Consider the following 16473-nt stretch of genomic DNA (forward strand, 5'->3'; position numbering starts at 1 on the left):
TGTCCGGGCACCCCGTCGGCCGCCGCGACGGAAGGCTCAGCCGACCCGCTCGATGGTGTATCGGACCAGGCGTTCCAGCGCGTCGTTGGCCGGCCCCTGCGGCAGGGCCGAGAGTTCGGCGTGCGCGATATCGGCGTAGCCCTGCAGCTTCTGCTTGGCCAGCACCATGCCTCGCGAGCGCGAGAGCAGTTCCAGCGCCTCGGCGACCTCGTCGTCGGATTCCAGCGGCCGGGCCAGCAGCGTGCGCAGCCGGTCACCCTCGGCGCCCTCGTCGCGCAGCGCGTACAGCACCGGCAGGGTGTGCACACCCTCGCGCAGGTCGGTGCCTGGCGTCTTACCGGACTGCTCGGATACCGAGGAGATGTCGATGATGTCGTCGGAGATCTGGAAAGCGGTGCCGACGGCGTCGCCCAGGCGTGCCAGCCGCTCGACGTCGTCGAGGCTCGCGCCGGAGAAGGTGCCGCCGAAGCGCCCCGACGCGGCGATCAGCGAGCCGGTCTTCTCCCACACCACCCGCAGATAGTGTTCGACCGGATCCTGAGATTTCTTGGCGCCCAAGGTTTCCCGCATCTGACCGGTGACCAGTTCGGCGAAGGTCTCGGCGATGATGCGCACCGCGTCCGGGCCGAGGGTGGACACCAGCCGCGAGGCGTGTGCGAAGAGGTAGTCGCCGGAGAGGATGGCGATGCTGTTGCCCCATCGGGAGTTCACACTGGGGGCGCCGCGGCGCATGGACGCCTCGTCCATCACGTCGTCGTGGTAGAGCGTGGCCAGATGCACCAGTTCCACCACCGTGCCGGCGGTGATCAGATCGGGGTCGGTCGGGCGCGGGCCGAGCTGGCCGGTGAGGATGGTGAACAGCGGCCGGAACCGCTTACCGCCGGCACGCGCCAGGTGCAGCGCGGCTTCCAGCAGGAAGTCCTCCCCATCGGAGAGCTCGCTGACCAGCAGCTTCTCCACCTCGTCGAGCCCGTTGCGCACGGTCGCCGCGAGCTCGGGATCGCCGAGATCGACCCCGGCAACCACGGTGCTTTCATCGCTCACAGCCGATGCACTCATGTCTTCTCCCAATGCCGCGTCCGTCCCCACACCGAAGAACCTAGCGTGTTGCCCTCCCCGCTCCCATGAACACCGTCACTCTGCCTGTGGCCTCCGCTTCGCTCCGGCGGGTTTTCGGCCCCTTGGGCCTCGATTTTTCCCTCCTCCGCTCAGTCGCTGCGCTCCCTCGCTCCGTCGGTCCAAAATCGAGGCGGGCCGAAAACTGGGTTGGAGCGCCGTCCCGGAAGTGCATACCCAGAAGTCGGCAGCGGCTACCTGGTTCGACGGAATCTCTTCAGCGCTCACCCGGGTAGTGGTCTCCCGGCCCCTACCGATCGGCTCGGCCCAAAAGCCGCCCGAGCGAACCGGGAGCTGCACCTCTGCCACTATTGGGCTATGGGTTCAGCTCACGGCGGTTCGACAGCACCGGAACGGGAGGGCGGCACCGTCCTGCCCGAGCACGTCGAGGTGCTGGTGGTGGGTGCGGGACCGGCCGGTTCAGCGGCGGCGGCGTGGGCGGCGCGGGCGGGGCGCGAGGTATTGCTCACCGATTCCGCGGTCTTCCCCCGGGACAAGACCTGCGGCGACGGATTGACGCCGCGCGCCACCGCGGAACTGGAGGCGCTCGGGCTCGGCGATTGGCTGCGCGCGCATACCGTCAACCGGGGCCTGCGGATGGCCGGATTCGGCCGGGAGGCACTGCTGCCCTGGCCGGGCGGGTCCTTTCCCACCTACGGAAGTGCCGTTCCCCGAACCGAACTCGACGACAAACTGCGCGAGACCGCGGTCAAATGGGGTGCGCGCATGGTCGACGGAGTGCGGGTGGTCGATGTGGCGCGCGCGGACGATCGGGTCACCGGTGTCACCGTGCAGACCGAATCGGGCGCGCGGGAAATCCGCTGCGACATCCTCATCGTCGCCGACGGGGTGCGCTCGCCGGTCGGGAAGTTGCTGGGCCGCGTCTGGCATCGCCGCTTCGCCTACGGCGTGGCCGCACGCGCCTACATCCGCTCCGCCCGCAGCGACGACGAATGGATCACGTCGCATCTGGAATTGCGTGATGCCGAAGGCGGTCTGGTGCCCGGCTACGGCTGGGTGTTCCCGCTCGGCAACGGCGAGGTCAACATCGGCGTCGGCTCACTGGCCACCGAACGCCGACCTTCGCATATCGCGCTGAAACCGCTTCTGCAGCATTATGTTTCGCTGCGCCGGCCGGAGTGGCAGTTCGAGGGCGAGGCGCGGGCCGTCGCCTCGGCGCTGCTGCCGATGGGCGGGGCGGTGTCCAATATCGCGGGCCGCAACTGGGTGCTGGTGGGCGATGCCGCCGGATGTGTGAATCCGCTCAACGGCGAGGGCATCGACTACGGGCTCGAGGGCGGGCATCTGCTGTCCGGACTGCTCGGCGAACCGGATCTGACCACGGTGTGGCCGGATCTGCTGCGGGCCCGCTACGGGCGCACCTTCTCGGTGGCCCGCCGGATCGCGGCGCTGGCCACCCACCCGCGGATGGTGCCGACCGGCGGACCGCCGGTGATGCGCTCGGCGCTGCTGCAGCGCACGGCCGTGCGGGTGATGGGCAATCTCGTCGACGAGGAGGATGCCGACCTCACTGCCAGGGCCTGGCGGGCGGCGGGCCGGGCATCGCTGCGTTTCGACGATCCGGCGCCGTTCAGCTAGCGATACGCGGCGCCGACGGGCGGGCAGGAGGCAGCGTGGACAGTCGCAGCGAGAACGACCGCGGCGGGGCGCGTCCGCGTCGCGATCGAACGCCGTCGGTGCCGGAGGACCTGCTGCCGCATCTGCGCCGGGCGCGGGATCTGGTGGATCGCGAATACGCCCGTCCCCTCGACGTGGACGAGCTGGCCGCGACCGCCGGGGTGTCGAAATATCATTTCCTGCGCTGTTTCGCCGCCACCTACGGCCGCACCCCCGCGCTGTATCTGGCCGAGCGGCGCATCGAACGCGCGCAGGACCTGTTGCGCGCCACCAACATCACCGTGACCGAGGCGTGCATGCTGGTCGGGTACACCAGCCTGGGCTCGTTCAGCCGCAAATTCACCGAACTGGTGGGGATGACGCCGTCGGCCTATCAGGCGAAATTCGCGGCGGACGGAGTCCCGCGCATTCCGGGGTGTTATGTGTTCATGCACGGGCTCTCCGATCGGAAACCGCCGGAGCCCGCGCCCGATCCCGGTGGCGCAATTTCGGAGAAGCCGGCGGGCGCCGCGGGCTCATAGCCTGAGCTCATGACGACCATCACCAACGTATCGCTGGTCACCGTGTATGTGACCGATCAGTCCGCGGCCAAGCAGTGGTACATCGACAAGCTGGGCTTCGTGGAAACCGCCGATATCTCCATGGGCGACAACGGTTTCCGCTGGGTCACCGTGGCCCAACCGGATCACCCCGAACTCGAGGTGACGCTGATGGTGCCGGGGCCGCCGCTCGACGAGACGATGGCCGAGGCGATCCGCCGCTCACTCGGCAACGGCACCATGGGCGCGCTGGGGTTGCGCACCGAGGACTGCCAGAAGGCCTACGAGGAGCTCACCGCCAAGGGCGTCGACTTCGTGCAGCCGCCCGCCGAGCGCCCGTACGGCGTGGAAGCGGTGCTGCGCGACAACTCCGGAAATTGGCTCGTCCTGGTCGAACAGCGTGAATTCGACGGCGGCGCTTTCGGTCCGGGGGCGCAGTAGCCGATCGTGCGACGGGTGCGAGCGGCCGCGCTGCTCGCACCCACTTTCCGCGATGTGCCGGATCTATGTCCCGGATTTGGCGGCGAAGTACTGCTCGACGAATTTGCGCTCGCTGTTCACCACTCGGTGCTGCAACTGTTCGGCCAGTGGCTCGATGGCCCCGCCGACCAGCGGCACCTTCACCTTCACGCTGCCGCTGACCTCCAGTTCGGAGCCGGTGCCCGCGGCCCGCAGCAGGTATTTGCCGGTCATCTCGGAGGAGATGCCCGAGGAGGTCGCCGAGAAGGTGCCCGCAGCGGAATTGCCCTCCAGCGGACCCCAGTCGTCGGTGCGTTCGAGCACCAGCTCGGCCTTGAGCACCTTGCGGACGATGGCTGGAACCTTATCCTGGCGGGCCGTCTCGGTCATGCGCAGATGGATGGTGCCGGGCCCGTTCGGGTGCGCCAGTTCGATGGTCGCGGTCTGTGCGCCCTCGAAGCGGGCCTGCCAGAATTCGTCGCTGGTGAGCGCCCGGTGCAATTCCTCGACCGGGACGGTGTATGACACGGTGAAGCGGAAGTTTCGGGACATGAGCGCACACGCTATCGGAAGCATGCAATAGCCTGTTGCGGTGTCGGAAACCACCGAGTCTGCTGCGCGCGAGCGCCGAGCCGTTGCCGGTTCGCCTCGGCTGCGCCGGACCCGGATCACCCTCGTGGTGATCGCCACCGCGGTGAGCGTGCTGGCCGTACTGCTGGTGCTGGCGGCCTGGCGCGACGACATGTTGATCAGCTCCGACAAGGGCGTGACCAGCGCGGAAGTATTGTCGGCGGGCCGGCTGCGCTCCGCGGTCACCTACGTGACGCCGGACGGTGTCACACACAATCCGAAGGTGGGGGTGCTGTATCCCACCAAACTCACCGCCGGTGAGCGGATCAATGTCGAATACAGCCGCAGCGACCCGGAATTGGTCCGGGTCGCCGGGCGCGACGCCCGGGTCGCGGTCATTCCGGCGCTGTCGGTGATCGTGGTGGTGTGGGTGGTGGCGCTGCCGGTGCTGCTGGTGGTGCGCCGCTTCGAGCGCCGTTCGGTGCGCACCTCCGGCTAGCTGTTCGCCCGAACTTCGCACATACGTCACATGGGTGTGGTGTCCTGGCGTGCCGCGCATCGCACACTGCAGGTGTGCGTGTAGCGATCGTCTCCGAATCGTTTCTGCCGAATATGAACGGTGTCGTGAACTCCGTGCTGCAGGTCCTGGCCCACCTGGACCGCAACGGACACGATGCGCTCGTCATCGCCCCGGACACTCCCCGCGGCCAGGCCGCGGCACCTCGCTCGTACAGCCGCTTTCCGGTGATCCGGGTGCCGGCGGTCATGGTGCCCCGGGTCAGTTCACTCCCGGTGGGCCTGCCGCAACCGCTGCTGACCTCGGCGATCGAGGATTTCGATGCCGATGTGGTGCATCTGGCCTCGCCGTTTCTGCTCGGTGCGGGGGGTGCGGCGGCCGCCTTGCGCCTGGATCTGCCGGCCGTGGCCGTGTATCAGACCGATGTCGCCGGATTCGCGGCCAGCTACGGATTGGGCGCGGCACACCGGGCGGCGTGGGCGTGGACGCGGCGCATCCACAATCGCGCGGCGCGCACCCTGGCGCCCTCGACAGCGGCGATGGACGACCTCGAGCGGCACGGCATCGCCCGCGTGCACCGCTGGGCCCGTGGCGTGGATGCCGTGCGGTTCACACCCGGCGCACGCGACGCCGACGTGCACGCGCGGTGGGCGGACGGCGACCGCCTGGTGGTCGGATTCGTCGGCCGGTTGGCGCCGGAGAAACATGTCGAACGTCTCGCCGCGCTGGCGAACGATCCTGATATCCGGCTGGTCGTGGTCGGCGACGGACCGGAGCGAGCGCATCTGCAACGCCTGCTGCCGACGGCCGTCTTCACCGGCGAACTCGGCGGCGCCGAACTCGCCCAGGCCTATGCGAGCCTGGACCTGATGGTTCACCCGGGCGAGCACGAGACCTTCTGCCAGGGCGTGCAGGAGGCGCTGGCCTGCGGCACTCCCGTGATCGGACCCGATGCCGGCGGTCCGCGCGATCTGATCGCCCACTGCCGCAACGGATATCTGCTTCCCGTCGACCGCTTCGCGGAACTGCTGCCGAGTGCGGTTGCGGCGCTTCGTGATCCGGCGTTGCGAGCCCGATTCGCCGGCGCGGCACGCAAATCGGTGCTGCACCGCACCTGGCCCGCGATCTGCACCGAGTTGATGGGGCATTATCACGAGGTGATCGGCGGGCAGGAAGCTCTGCACCGCAGCGCGTGAAACGCCGTATCGCAGGCGATCCCGAGACGACCCGGCGCGCCCGACGGTTCAGGCTGCCTTCCGGAGCAGACGGTCGATGACCCCTCGTGCCATCGCCACGCTGTCGTCGTCGCCGAGGCGCAACGCGACGTTGACGGCATTCAGGACGGCCGCGACCTCGAAGCCGGCCGACTCGGGATCCACGTCGGCGATCTCGCCGGCGTCGACCGCGCGCCGGAACTGCGCTGCCAGAACGGCGACCCAGTCGCGCTGCTGTTCGCGCAATGCGTCGCGGACCGGCCCCGGCCGGCTGTCGAAAATGGGCAGATTGGCGCCCAAGAAGCATCCGCCGGGAAATACCGGGCGCTCGACATAGTCGATCCATCGGTCGACGAGGGCGCGAAGCCGCGCGATGCCCGCCGGGGCGTCCCGCGCCGGACGGACGACGGTCTCCACGAACACCTCCCGCGCCGCGTCGACGGTCGCGAGTTGCAGCTTCTCCTTGGTTCGGAACAGGGTCTGGATGCCGGCCTTGCTGACCTCGAGATCCTCGGCCAACCGGCCGAAACTCAGCCCGTCGAGTCCGTCCACCGAGGCGATCTCGATCGCACGGCGGGTCACCGCGCGGCGCGAGCGCGCACCGCGGCGTAGCCGCTGATCGGCACTTTCCGCTGTCTCGCGCTCCTCGGATACGACCATACGGTCGATCGTATGTCACCGATCGCCGCGAATCGACCTATTGCATTAAACATACGGTCGACCGTATTCTTTCGACCACATCGGCGCTCGACGGCACCGCCGATGGTGACGAGGAGGGATGCCTGATGGATGGCGTAACAGCCGAACAGTCCGTGACCGCGGACGAATCCACGCCGGTCCGGGACCGTTCGACGGCGATCGTGTGGATCCTGTGCTCGGCCGCATTCGTGGCGATGCTCGACGTCTTCGTGGTGAACGTGGCCTTCACGAAGATCGTCGAGTCCTACCGGGGATCGTCACTGGCCGATGTGAGCTGGGTGCTCAACGGCTACGCGATCGTCTACGCGGCCCTGTTGATTCCGGCGGGCCGATTCTCCGATCGTTTCGGCCGCAAGGCCGGATTCCTTTCCGGCCTCGGCCTTTTCACCGCGGCGAGCGTGGCCTGTGCCGCGGCTCCGACGCTGTGGGCGCTGGTGGCGTTCCGGCTGCTGCAGGCGGTGGGCGCCGCGGCCCTGACACCGGCCGGTCTGGGGTTGCTGCTCACGGTGCTGCCGCCGGCGCGGGTGCCGGGCGCGGTGAAGATCTGGGCCACGACGAGTTCGTTCGCCGCGGCCTGCGGCCCGGTGGTCGGCGGAGCGCTGGTCGAGATCTCCTGGCGCTGGGTCTTTCTGATCAATCTGCCGGTGGGTGTGGTGACCGGGCTCGCGGCCGTATGGCTGGTGCCGAATCTCGCGCAGCGCACCTCCGCCCGCGTGCCCGATCTGCTCGGGGTGGTGGCGTTGATCGTGGCGATCGGGGCGCTGTCGCTGGCGCTGGTCGAAAGCGATGCGTGGACCGGCGGCGCGACGTGGACGGCATCGGCCGTGGCGGTGCTCGGCGCGGTCCTGTTCGTGCTGCGGATGCGCCGGCATCCGGATCCGGTGGTGCCGCCGGACCTGTTCCGGGTGCCGACGTTCGCCTGGGCCAACGCCACCGTGCTGGCCTTCTGCACGGCATTCGGGGCGTGGTTCCTGAGCATCACGCTGTGGCTCGAGAACGCGGCCCGTTTCGGCACGATCGAAACCGGGCTCGCCATCGTCCCCGGCCCGATCATGGTGCCGATCTTCGCCGCCGTAAGCCAGCGACTGATCCGGCGGATACCGGCGGGAGTCGTTGTGGCCCTGGGCAATGCGCTGTTCGCGGCCGGCGTCCTGCTGGTGCTGTTCACAGCCGCCACTCCGGTGCAGTACGCGACCGCGGTTCTGCCGGGGTGGGTGATCTCCGGCATCGGAATCGGTCTCGCCCTGCCCACGATGATCGCCTCCGCCGCCGTCGATCTGCCGCCGGAACGGTCGGCCACCGGCAGCGCCGTGGTGAACACCGCCCGCCAACTCGGCTACGTCCTGGGCGTCGCGGTGCTGATCGCGCTGCTCGGATCGCTCGACACCACCGACCGGATGGTGACCGCTTTCCGGCACGGCTGGCTGTTCGTCGCGGTCGTAGCCGTCGTCGGCGTGGCAACGGCATTCGGGATCACGCCTCGTGCCCGTCGCTCGAAATGAAGCAGGTCATCATGTCGAATCCCCCGATCACCTCCGCCGCCACGGCCGAGGAATCCGATCCGTTCTGCCTCTCCGAGACCACCGCGGCCGCATTGCTGTTCGATGTGCCGTGGCGACGATTCGCCGTGGCCGGCGACAGTCTGTCGGCCGGCGTCGGCGATCCCACGCCGGGCTACTCGAACGCGGGCTGGCCCGAGCGACTCGTGAAAGTACTGCGGCGCGTACGCCCGGACCTGCGCTATCTCTGTACGGCGAAGGTCGGGGCCACCACGGCGCAGACCTCGGCCCGCCAACTCGACCGCATCGTGGACTTCCGTCCGGACCTGCTGCATCTGCCGTGCGGTCCGAACGACATCACGCGGCGCGATCCCGACTTCGACGAGATCGACACAGCGATGCGGCGAATGTACGACGTCGCGGCGGGCACCGGCGCCCTGCTGACGACGTTCACTCTCGCAAGCGCCTATGTCGTACCGGCGTTTCCGGACTGGCCAGAGCGAATTCGCACCATGAACGACCTCACCCGCCGAATCGCCGCCGACTACGGGGCGGTCGTCGTCGACATGTGGGATCACCCGGTCAACGATCGCGACAACCTGCTCAGCGCGGATCGCATCCACTTCTCGACCTCCGGTCAGGCGGTGCTGGCGACCGAGATGGTCAAGCATCTGACCTACGCACTGTCGAGCCGGACGATCGAATAGCGCAGGCGCCCAATCCTCCCCGTGATCGCGCACCGGCCCGCGTCCCTGCCCCGGGCGGCGGACGCTAGGGTCACTTCCGTGGCGAAGACAGAGTCGTTTCGGGCCTCGTTGGACAAGCAACCGCATGAGGTCGCGTCCATGTTCGACGGGGTCGCGAAGCGGTACGACCTGACCAATACGGTGCTCACCGGCGGGCAGGACCGCTATTGGCGCTGGGCCACCCGCCGGGCGCTGGCCCTGCGGCCCGGGGAACGGGTGCTGGACCTGGCGGCCGGAACCGGCGTCTCCACCGCCGAATTCGCGAAGTCGGGCGCCTGGTGCCTGGCCGTGGACTTCTCCAAGGGCATGTTGGAGGCGGGGCGGTTCCGCCGGGTGCCGATGGTGAACGGCGACGCCACCGCCCTGCCGTTCGCCGACGACTCCTTCGATGCGGTCGCCATCTCCTACGGCCTGCGCAACGTCTCCGAACCGGACGCCGCCCTGCGCGAGATGCTGCGCGTCACCAAACCGGGCGGACGCCTGGTCGTGGCGGAGTTCTCCACCCCGGTCTTCGGGCCGTTCCGCACGATCTACATGGAATACCTGATGAAGGTGCTGCCGAAGGTCGCCGAGGCCGTCAGCAGCAATCCGGACGCCTACGTCTACCTGGCCGAATCGATCCGGGCGTGGCCCAATCAGCGGCAGTTGGCGATGCGGATCGCCGATGCCGGCTGGTCGTCGGTGCAGTGGCGCAATCTGACCGGCGGCATCGTCGCACTGCATCGCGGTTACAAACTGGGGTGAAGTAGCTCACCGCACGCCGTGGTCTCGCCCGCGGAAACGGCGCCCGACCGGGCGTGAACCGGAAATCTCACCGTGCAGATGCCGAAGTGGTGAGGATTTTCGTCATCTGCCGATAACGTTCGGTAAATCCGTCGCAACGGCGGCTCGCCATCATCGGGGATGTGTCGAGCGCCGAGAACTCCACGAGCACCGTCCGGACCGCGTGCTCCTACTGCGGCGTGGGCTGCGGCATCACGGTGCAGACCGAGCGGAACGCCGCCGGCGCACCCGTCATCGCGAAGGTGAGCGGCGACAAACTGCATCCGGTCAACTCCGGGCGGCTGTGCACCAAAGGCGCCACCCACCTCGAATTGATGCGTGCGCCCGGGCGGATGACGACCGCCCTGCACCGGCCCCAGCGCGGACGGGAACCGGTCGAACTGGCCGTCGAGGAGGCCGTGCGGCAGGCGGCACAGCGGTTGCGCGCGATCGTCGACGAATACGGTCCCGATGCCGTCGCGCTCTACGTCTCCGGGCAGATGTCGCTGGAAGCGCAGTATCTGGCGAACAAACTCGCAAAGGGCTACCTGCGCACGATCAATATCGAATCCAATTCACGGCTGTGCATGGCCGGCGCGGGCACCGGATACAAACAATCGCTGGGCGCCGACGGCCCGCCGGGTTCCTACGACGACCTCGACCGTGCCGATCTGTTCTTCGTGATCGGCTCGAATATGGCCGACTGTCATCCGATTCTGTTCCTGCGCATGGCCGATCGGCTCAAGGCCGGGGCCAAACTGATCGTGGTGGATCCGCGGCGGACCGACACCGCCGCCCGGGCCGATCTCTTCCTGCAGATCAGACCCGGCACCGATCTGGCGCTGCTGAACGGATTGCTGCACCTGCTAGTCGGCAACGGCGATATCGACACCGAATTCATCGCCGCGCACACCGAGGGCTGGGAGGCGATGCCGCAGTTTCTCGCCGACTATCCACCGGACCGCGTCGCCGAGATCACCGGACTGGCCGCGGACGATATTCGCACCGCCGCCGCGTGGATCGGCGCGGCCGGTGACTGGATGACGCTGTGGACGATGGGACTCAATCAGTCCACCCACGGCACGTGGAATACCAATGCCGTCTGCAATCTGCATCTGGCCACCGGCGCCATCTGCCGGCCCGGCAGCGGTCCGTTCTCGCTGACCGGGCAGCCGAATGCCATGGGCGGGCGGGAAATGGGCTACATGGGTCCGGGTTTGCCCGGCCAGCGCAGTGCCCTTGTGGAGGCCGACCGCCGCTTCGTCGAAACCGCATGGCACCTGCCGCCCGGCACGATTCGCGCCGAATCCGGACGCGGCACGATCGAGATGTTCCGGGAACTGGCCGAGGGAACCATCAAGGCGTGCTGGATCATCTGCAGTAATCCGGTGGCCTCGGTGGCGAATCGCAAAACCGTCATCGCCGGTCTGGAGGCGGCGGAATTGGTGATCACCCAGGACGCCTATCTCGACACCGCGACCAATGCCTATGCCGATCTGCTGCTGCCGGCGGCGCTGTGGGCCGAATCCGACGGCGTGATGGTCAATTCCGAACGCACGGTCACCCTCCTGCAGCATTCGGTGGATCCGCTCGGCGCGGCACTGCCGGATTGGGAATGGATCGCTCGGATCGCGACGGCGATGGGCTTCGACGGATTCGACTACCGCTCCAGCGCCGAGATCTTCGACGAAATCCGTGGCTTCGCGAATCCGGCGACCGGATACGACCTGAGCGGAATGAGTTACGCCGCACTGCGCGAGGGGCCGATGCAGTGGCCCTGTGCCGATTCCGCGCAGCGCCGCAATCCGATTCGCTATCGCACCGGCGATGCGGGTGCGCCGGCCTTTCCCACCGCGAGCGGCCGCGCCGTGTTCTGGCCCCGGCCGCATATGGCGGCCGCCGAAATGCCCGACGACGACTATCCCTTCGTCCTGAACACCGGTCGCGTCCAACATCAATGGCACACGATGACCAAAACCGGCCGGGTCGCGAAGTTGAACAAATTGAATCCGGCGCCGTTTCTCGAAGTGCATCCCGACGATGCGCGCGCGCTGGATGTGCGTCCCGGCGACCAGATCGACATCGCTTCTCGCCGTGGCCGAGCCGTGCTGCCGGTACGGATCACCGATCGGGTGCGACCGGGTTCGTGTTTCGCACCGTTCCACTGGAACGACGAGCAGGGCGAATATCTGACGATCAATGCCGTGACCAACGATGCCGTGGATCAGGATTCGCTACAGCCGGAATTCAAGGTGTGCGCGGTGACGCTGCGACGCGTCGGCCCCGCCCGGGACACCCGCGACGGCATCGACGAGGACAACCGGGGCGGCACCGAACCGGACCACCGTGTCGACGCCGCGGGCGGCAGCCCGATCACATCCGGCGGCGCGCCGGCATCGCATCCACTCGCCGCCATGCTGGGACTCGATTCCGCGCGCGCGCCCATGCTCAGCGAGGCGGAGCGGATCTATCTGGGCGGGTATCTGGCCGCGCTGCAATCGCTTCCGGTTCAGGGACAGCCTGTCCTCCCGGAATCGGCGCCGCTGTCCGACCGCAGCCGCTGGTGGATCGACGGGCTGCTGGCGGGGATGTACTCGCGGGCGGCGGGCTCCCCGCCCGGCGCCACAGTGGCAGCACCCTCACCCGCCGCGCCGGTCGGTCCACAGCAACGGCCGGTGACCGTGCTGTGGGCTTCCCAGACCGGTACCGCCGAAGAATTGGCCGCGACGGTGGCGGCGGCGCTCGCCGAACACGGGCACGCGCCCCGGCTGGTCGAGATGAACGCGTGCGATCTGCCCGAGCTGACCGGTGACGTACTGCTCGTCACCAGCACCTTCGGCGACGGCGGCCCACCGGACAATGCCGCCGACTTCTGGGATCGGCTGCAGGACAGTGGGATTCGGTTCAACGATCTGCGGTACGGCATCTTCGCCCTCGGCGACTCCTCCTACGACGATTTCTGCGGTTACGGCCGCAAGGTGGATCGGCTGCTGTCCGAACGGGGCGGTGTCCGCTTGCTGGATCGCGTCGACAGCGAACCGGATCACGATGATCTGTCGAACGAGTGGACCGCCGCGGTCCTCGCCGCGCTGGGTGACGGTCGCGGGAATGCGCCCACCGGCGACCATGGTGTGGGTGCGCCCAGCGGTAGCGGTGTGGCCGAGACGTCCGGCGGCTCCGGGGGTGTAGTGCCGTCCACCGGCGGCGGTCGTGCCGGCGCGCCCGCGGGGCTCGGTGTGCGCGTGCTCGACCGCGTCGAGGCCCGCTCCCCCGCGCCCACCCGCGCCCCCCGCTCGATCCCCGCGCCGTTCACCCGCAACGCTCCGGTCCTGGCCCCGCTGGTCCGCAACGAACTCCTGTCGCGGCCCGGATCCGGCAAGGAGGTGCGGCAGTTCGGTTTCGACCTGAGCGGTCTGGACGCCGGCTACGAGGTCGGCGACAGCCTCGGCATATGGCCCTCGAACGGGGTTGCCGCCGTGCGGAATTGGCTGGCGGCGACCGGGCTCGACGGCGCCCGGCCGGTGGAGATCGACGGCCGCGACGTGCCGCTGGAATCGGCACTACGCACGCATTTCGACATCACCAAGATCAGTGGCGATCTGCTGTCCTTCATCGCCGCCCGCAATCCCGGTCAGCAGTTGGCGAAACTGCTGCGCCGCGACAACCGCAACGAACTGGACCGCTATCTGTGGGATCGCCATGCCGTCGACGTCCTGCGCGACTTTCCCGTGCGGGCCGATCTGGTGGAGTGGCTCTCGGTGCTGAAAAAGCTGCAACCGCGGCAATATTCGATTTCGTCGAGCCCGCTGGTGAGTCCGCGCGAGATACAGCTCACCGTCGGCGTGGTGCGCTACGGCGCGGCCGAGGACCCGCGCGGCGGAGTCTGCTCCACCTTCCTCGCCGACCGGGACGAAACCGGTGGCGTACCCGTATTCCTGCAGCGCGCACCGCATTTCCGGCCGCCGTTGGATCCGAACGCGCCGATGATCATGGTGGGCCCGGGCACCGGCATCGCGCCGTTCCGCGGCTTCCTGCACGAACGCCGCGCGCTGGGATGCCGCGGGCGCAACTGGTTGTTCTTCGGCGATCAGCACGCCCAGGACCACTTCTACTACCGCACCGAACTCGAGGACATGTTCCGCTCGGGCTTCCTCACCCGGCTCGACCTCGCCTTCTCGCGGGACCAGCGCGAACGGATCTACGTGCAGCACCGCATGATCGAGCACGGCGCGGAGCTGTGGGCGTGGTTGCGCGACGGCGCCCACCTGTACGTCTGCGGCGACGCCGCGCGCATGGCCCGCGACGTCGACGACGCCCTCCTGAAGATCGCCCGCATCCACGGCAACCTCGACGAGGATGCGGCGCTGGCCTTCAAGAAGCAGCTGACCGCGGAGAAGCGGTACGTGCGCGACGTGTACTGAGTGCGCTACGCGGCGACGATCGGCGGGTTGAGGCGCGCGAAATCCGGCAAGCGGTAGTAGGGGTAGTACGGATACGGCGGCGTCACGGCGCTGATCTTGTCCAGACGGGCCAGTTGCTCGGGGGCGAGCTGCCAGCCGACCGCGCCGAGGTTCTGACGCAGCTGTTCCTCGTTGCGGGCGCCGACGATGACCGTCGCGACGGTCGGGCGGGAGAGCAGCCAGTTCAGGGCGATCTGCGGGACGGATTTCCCGGTTTCGGCGGCGAGTTCGTCGAGGACGTCCACGACGTCGTAGAGCAGTTCGTCGTTCACCGGCGGTCCGGCCTCGGCGGTGCGGTGCAGCCGGCTGCCCGCCGGAAGTGGTTGTCCGCGCCGGATTTTGCCGGTCAGCCGGCCCCAGCCCAGCGGGCTCCACACCATCGCGCCGACGCCTTGATCACGGCCGAGCGGCATCAGCTCCCACTCGTAGTCGCGGCCGACGAGCGAGTAGTAGACCTGATGGGCGACGTATCGCGGATGACCGCCCCGGTCGGCCGCCGCCAGCGATTTCATGAGCTGCCAGCCCGCGAAATTCGAGGCGCCCAGGTAACGGATCTTCCCGGCGCGCACCAGATCAGCGAGGGTGTCGTGCACCTCCTCGACCGGCGTCGCGGCGTCGAAGGCGTGCAGCTGGAACAGATCGAGGTAGTCGGTGCCGAGCCGGCGCAGCGCGGTATCGACGGCCGTGATGAGCCGGGAACGTCCCGATCCCGCCTCGGCGGCTCCGGGCCCGGTGGGCAGGCCCGCCTTGGTGGACAGCAGAACTCGATCCCGGCGGCCGCGAATCGCCTGGCCCAGAATCTCTTCCGAGGCGCCGTCGGAGTACACGTCCGCGGTGTCGAACATCGTGACGCCGGCCTCCAGCGCCACATCGACCATCCGGCGCGCCTGCTGGGCGTCGGTATCGCCCCACGCGCCGAACAGTTCACCGCGGCCACCGAAGGTGCCCGCCCCGAAGCTGAGAGCCGGAACGAGCAGACCCGAGGCGCCCAGTCGACGATAGTCCATGATCAACCCCTAACGGAACTGAAGTTTCATTAATAGCGGAGACGATACACTCGATCGGACGCTAATGAAACTGGAGGACCGTTATGAGCTCGGACACCGCCGCACCCGGCTCGGTGCGCCCGGGGGGTCGCACGGCCCGCGTCCGTGAGTCCGTCCTGCGCGCGGCCGGGGATCTGCTGGCCGAACGCGGCTTCGCCGAACTCGACCTCGCCGAGGTGGCGGCCCGCGCGGAGGTCGGCAAGACCACCGTCTACCGCCGCTGGCGCACCCCGGCCGGGCTGGTGGCAGACCTGCTCACCGACATGGCGGAAACCTCACTGCCGCATGCCGACACCGGATCGCTGCGCGGCGACCTCACCGCCAATGCTCGCCTCGTCGCGCGCACCCTGACCGATCCACGTCAGGGGCCACTGTTCAAAGCACTTGTGGCCGCGGCCATCTGCGACCCCGAAACCACCGCGGCCCTGCACCGGTTCTACGACGTGCGGATCACCGAATGGGAGCCGTGCGTCGCGGCCGCGATGGAACGGGGCGAACTCGCCCCCGGAACCGATACGCGCGCAGTGGTTTCCGCGGTCTCCGCCCCGCTGTACTACCGCTTCCTGATCTCCGGCGACCCGATCGACGATGCGGTGGCGGTGACCGCCGCCGACGCCGCGGCGGCAGCGGCCACCGCAGGCCTGTTTCACCCGAAGTAGGTGTCCACACGCAGCTCATCAGTCGGCTCAGCATTCGTCGGGAGCAGGGTTCCCATCGCCGGGAATATGGAACCGGCATCGACCGCGGTAGTTGCCACACTTGGTGTGTTCGGACGGGTTCGGAATGTGTGTGCGGTGGCGTTCTGCGGGGGCAAGCGAGGATTGATGAGAGAGATACATCCCGATGTGCAGATCGCGCTCGACATGACGCGTGAACTGCGGAACCGAGTCGCCGATATGCGGGAACGAGCCGACGCGATCGTTGCGCGGCGACCTTCGCCCAGCGGCCTCGTCATCCCCGAGGTCGACGCACAGGGCCGGTTGACGGACCTGTACCTTGCTCCCGGCACCTGCGATCGCTTCGGTAACCAGGAGTTGGCCCACGAGATCATTGCGGCGATCAAGGAGAGTACCGAAGACGCTCGGCGGCAATATCACATCGCGATGAACGGTCCCGACCATGTCCCACGGCCGCTGCGGGAGGTCGTCGCCGAGTGGCGACGGTCCGACACCACTTCCCGCTGACAGTCCCCATTTCTGGGAAGGCGG

15 protein-coding genes are annotated in these 16473 nt (G+C 68.3%); 11 read left to right on the forward strand and 4 right to left on the reverse strand.

The features are described from left to right. Positions 1 to 36: 36 nt before the first annotated feature. The gene (locus NN2_RS19545) at positions 37 to 1059 is read right to left on the reverse strand and encodes a polyprenyl synthetase family protein (RefSeq protein ID WP_030516270.1); all 1023 of its coding nucleotides are present in this window, start codon (positions 1057 to 1059) and stop codon (positions 37 to 39) included. A 375-nt stretch (positions 1060 to 1434) separates the two neighbouring features. Between NN2_RS19545 and NN2_RS19550 the strand changes: the two genes are divergently transcribed. The 3 genes from NN2_RS19550 (at position 1435) to NN2_RS19560 (ending at position 3734) form a co-directional block, all read left to right on the forward strand. Continuing rightward, positions 1435 to 2715: a geranylgeranyl reductase family protein gene (locus NN2_RS19550; protein ID WP_063015381.1), complete on the forward strand. Its 1281-nt coding sequence runs from the start codon at positions 1435 to 1437 to the stop codon at positions 2713 to 2715. A 98-nt stretch (positions 2716 to 2813) separates the two neighbouring features. Next, positions 2814 to 3275 carry a helix-turn-helix transcriptional regulator gene (locus NN2_RS19555; RefSeq protein ID WP_030516268.1) on the forward strand — a complete coding sequence of 154 codons (462 nt, stop codon included), beginning with the start codon at positions 2814 to 2816 and terminating at the stop codon, positions 3273 to 3275. A gap of 9 nt (positions 3276 to 3284) precedes the next feature. Next, entirely contained in the window at positions 3285 to 3734 is a 450-nt protein-coding gene (locus NN2_RS19560; RefSeq protein ID WP_063015382.1) for a VOC family protein, read from the forward strand. Positions 3735 to 3797: 63 nt separating this feature from the next. Here NN2_RS19560 and NN2_RS19565 read toward each other — a convergent pair whose 3' ends face one another. Next, positions 3798 to 4304: a DUF2505 domain-containing protein gene (locus NN2_RS19565; RefSeq protein ID WP_063015383.1), complete on the reverse strand. Its 507-nt coding sequence runs from the start codon at positions 4302 to 4304 to the stop codon at positions 3798 to 3800. Positions 4305 to 4344: 40 nt separating this feature from the next. On the opposite strand from NN2_RS19565, the gene NN2_RS19570 reads away from it, so the two are divergent. Together NN2_RS19570 and NN2_RS19575 are read left to right on the forward strand one after the other, a co-directional pair. Continuing rightward, the gene (locus tag NN2_RS19570) at positions 4345 to 4821 is read left to right on the forward strand and encodes a DUF3592 domain-containing protein (protein ID WP_063015384.1); all 477 of its coding nucleotides are present in this window, start codon (positions 4345 to 4347) and stop codon (positions 4819 to 4821) included. Between the two features lie 74 nt (positions 4822 to 4895). After that, positions 4896 to 6035, forward strand: coding sequence for a glycosyltransferase family 4 protein (locus NN2_RS19575; protein ID WP_063015385.1), 1140 nt, complete (start codon positions 4896 to 4898; stop codon positions 6033 to 6035). Positions 6036 to 6083: 48 nt separating this feature from the next. Here NN2_RS19575 and NN2_RS19580 read toward each other — a convergent pair whose 3' ends face one another. Continuing rightward, positions 6084 to 6713 carry a TetR/AcrR family transcriptional regulator gene (locus tag NN2_RS19580; RefSeq protein WP_063015386.1) on the reverse strand — a complete coding sequence of 210 codons (630 nt, stop codon included), beginning with the start codon at positions 6711 to 6713 and terminating at the stop codon, positions 6084 to 6086. A 125-nt stretch (positions 6714 to 6838) separates the two neighbouring features. Here NN2_RS19580 and NN2_RS19585 point away from each other — a divergent pair, with 125 nt between their 5' ends. The 4 genes from NN2_RS19585 (at position 6839) to NN2_RS19600 (ending at position 14180) form a co-directional block, all read left to right on the forward strand. Then, a complete protein-coding gene (locus tag NN2_RS19585; protein WP_082857113.1) occupies positions 6839 to 8254 on the forward strand; it encodes an MFS transporter in 1416 nt (471 codons plus the stop codon). A gap of 11 nt (positions 8255 to 8265) precedes the next feature. Continuing rightward, positions 8266 to 8958 carry an SGNH/GDSL hydrolase family protein gene (locus tag NN2_RS19590; protein WP_063015422.1) on the forward strand — a complete coding sequence of 231 codons (693 nt, stop codon included), beginning with the start codon at positions 8266 to 8268 and terminating at the stop codon, positions 8956 to 8958. A gap of 78 nt (positions 8959 to 9036) precedes the next feature. Next, positions 9037 to 9741, forward strand: a complete 705-nt coding sequence (locus tag NN2_RS19595) for a demethylmenaquinone methyltransferase (RefSeq protein WP_063015423.1) — start codon at positions 9037 to 9039, stop codon at positions 9739 to 9741. 149 nt (positions 9742 to 9890) lie between these two features. Continuing rightward, positions 9891 to 14180 carry a bifunctional nitrate reductase/sulfite reductase flavoprotein subunit alpha gene (locus NN2_RS19600; protein WP_063015387.1) on the forward strand — a complete coding sequence of 1430 codons (4290 nt, stop codon included), beginning with the start codon at positions 9891 to 9893 and terminating at the stop codon, positions 14178 to 14180. A gap of 5 nt (positions 14181 to 14185) precedes the next feature. Here NN2_RS19600 and NN2_RS19605 read toward each other — a convergent pair whose 3' ends face one another. Next, complete coding sequence (locus NN2_RS19605) at positions 14186 to 15226, reverse strand: aldo/keto reductase (RefSeq protein WP_063015388.1); 1041 nt, start codon at positions 15224 to 15226, stop codon at positions 14186 to 14188. An 83-nt stretch (positions 15227 to 15309) separates the two neighbouring features. Between NN2_RS19605 and NN2_RS19610 the strand changes: the two genes are divergently transcribed. Beyond that, complete coding sequence (locus NN2_RS19610) at positions 15310 to 15924, forward strand: TetR/AcrR family transcriptional regulator (protein ID WP_063015389.1); 615 nt, start codon at positions 15310 to 15312, stop codon at positions 15922 to 15924. A 165-nt stretch (positions 15925 to 16089) separates the two neighbouring features. Next, the gene (locus NN2_RS19615; protein ID WP_174554991.1) at positions 16090 to 16449 is read left to right on the forward strand and encodes a YbaB/EbfC family nucleoid-associated protein; all 360 of its coding nucleotides are present in this window, start codon (positions 16090 to 16092) and stop codon (positions 16447 to 16449) included. Positions 16450 to 16473 lie beyond the last annotated feature (24 nt).

Origin of the sequence: Nocardia nova NBRC 15556 (assembly GCF_001613005.1) — a bacterium.
GTDB classification, from domain to species: Bacteria; Actinomycetota; Actinomycetes; order Mycobacteriales; family Mycobacteriaceae; genus Nocardia; species Nocardia nova.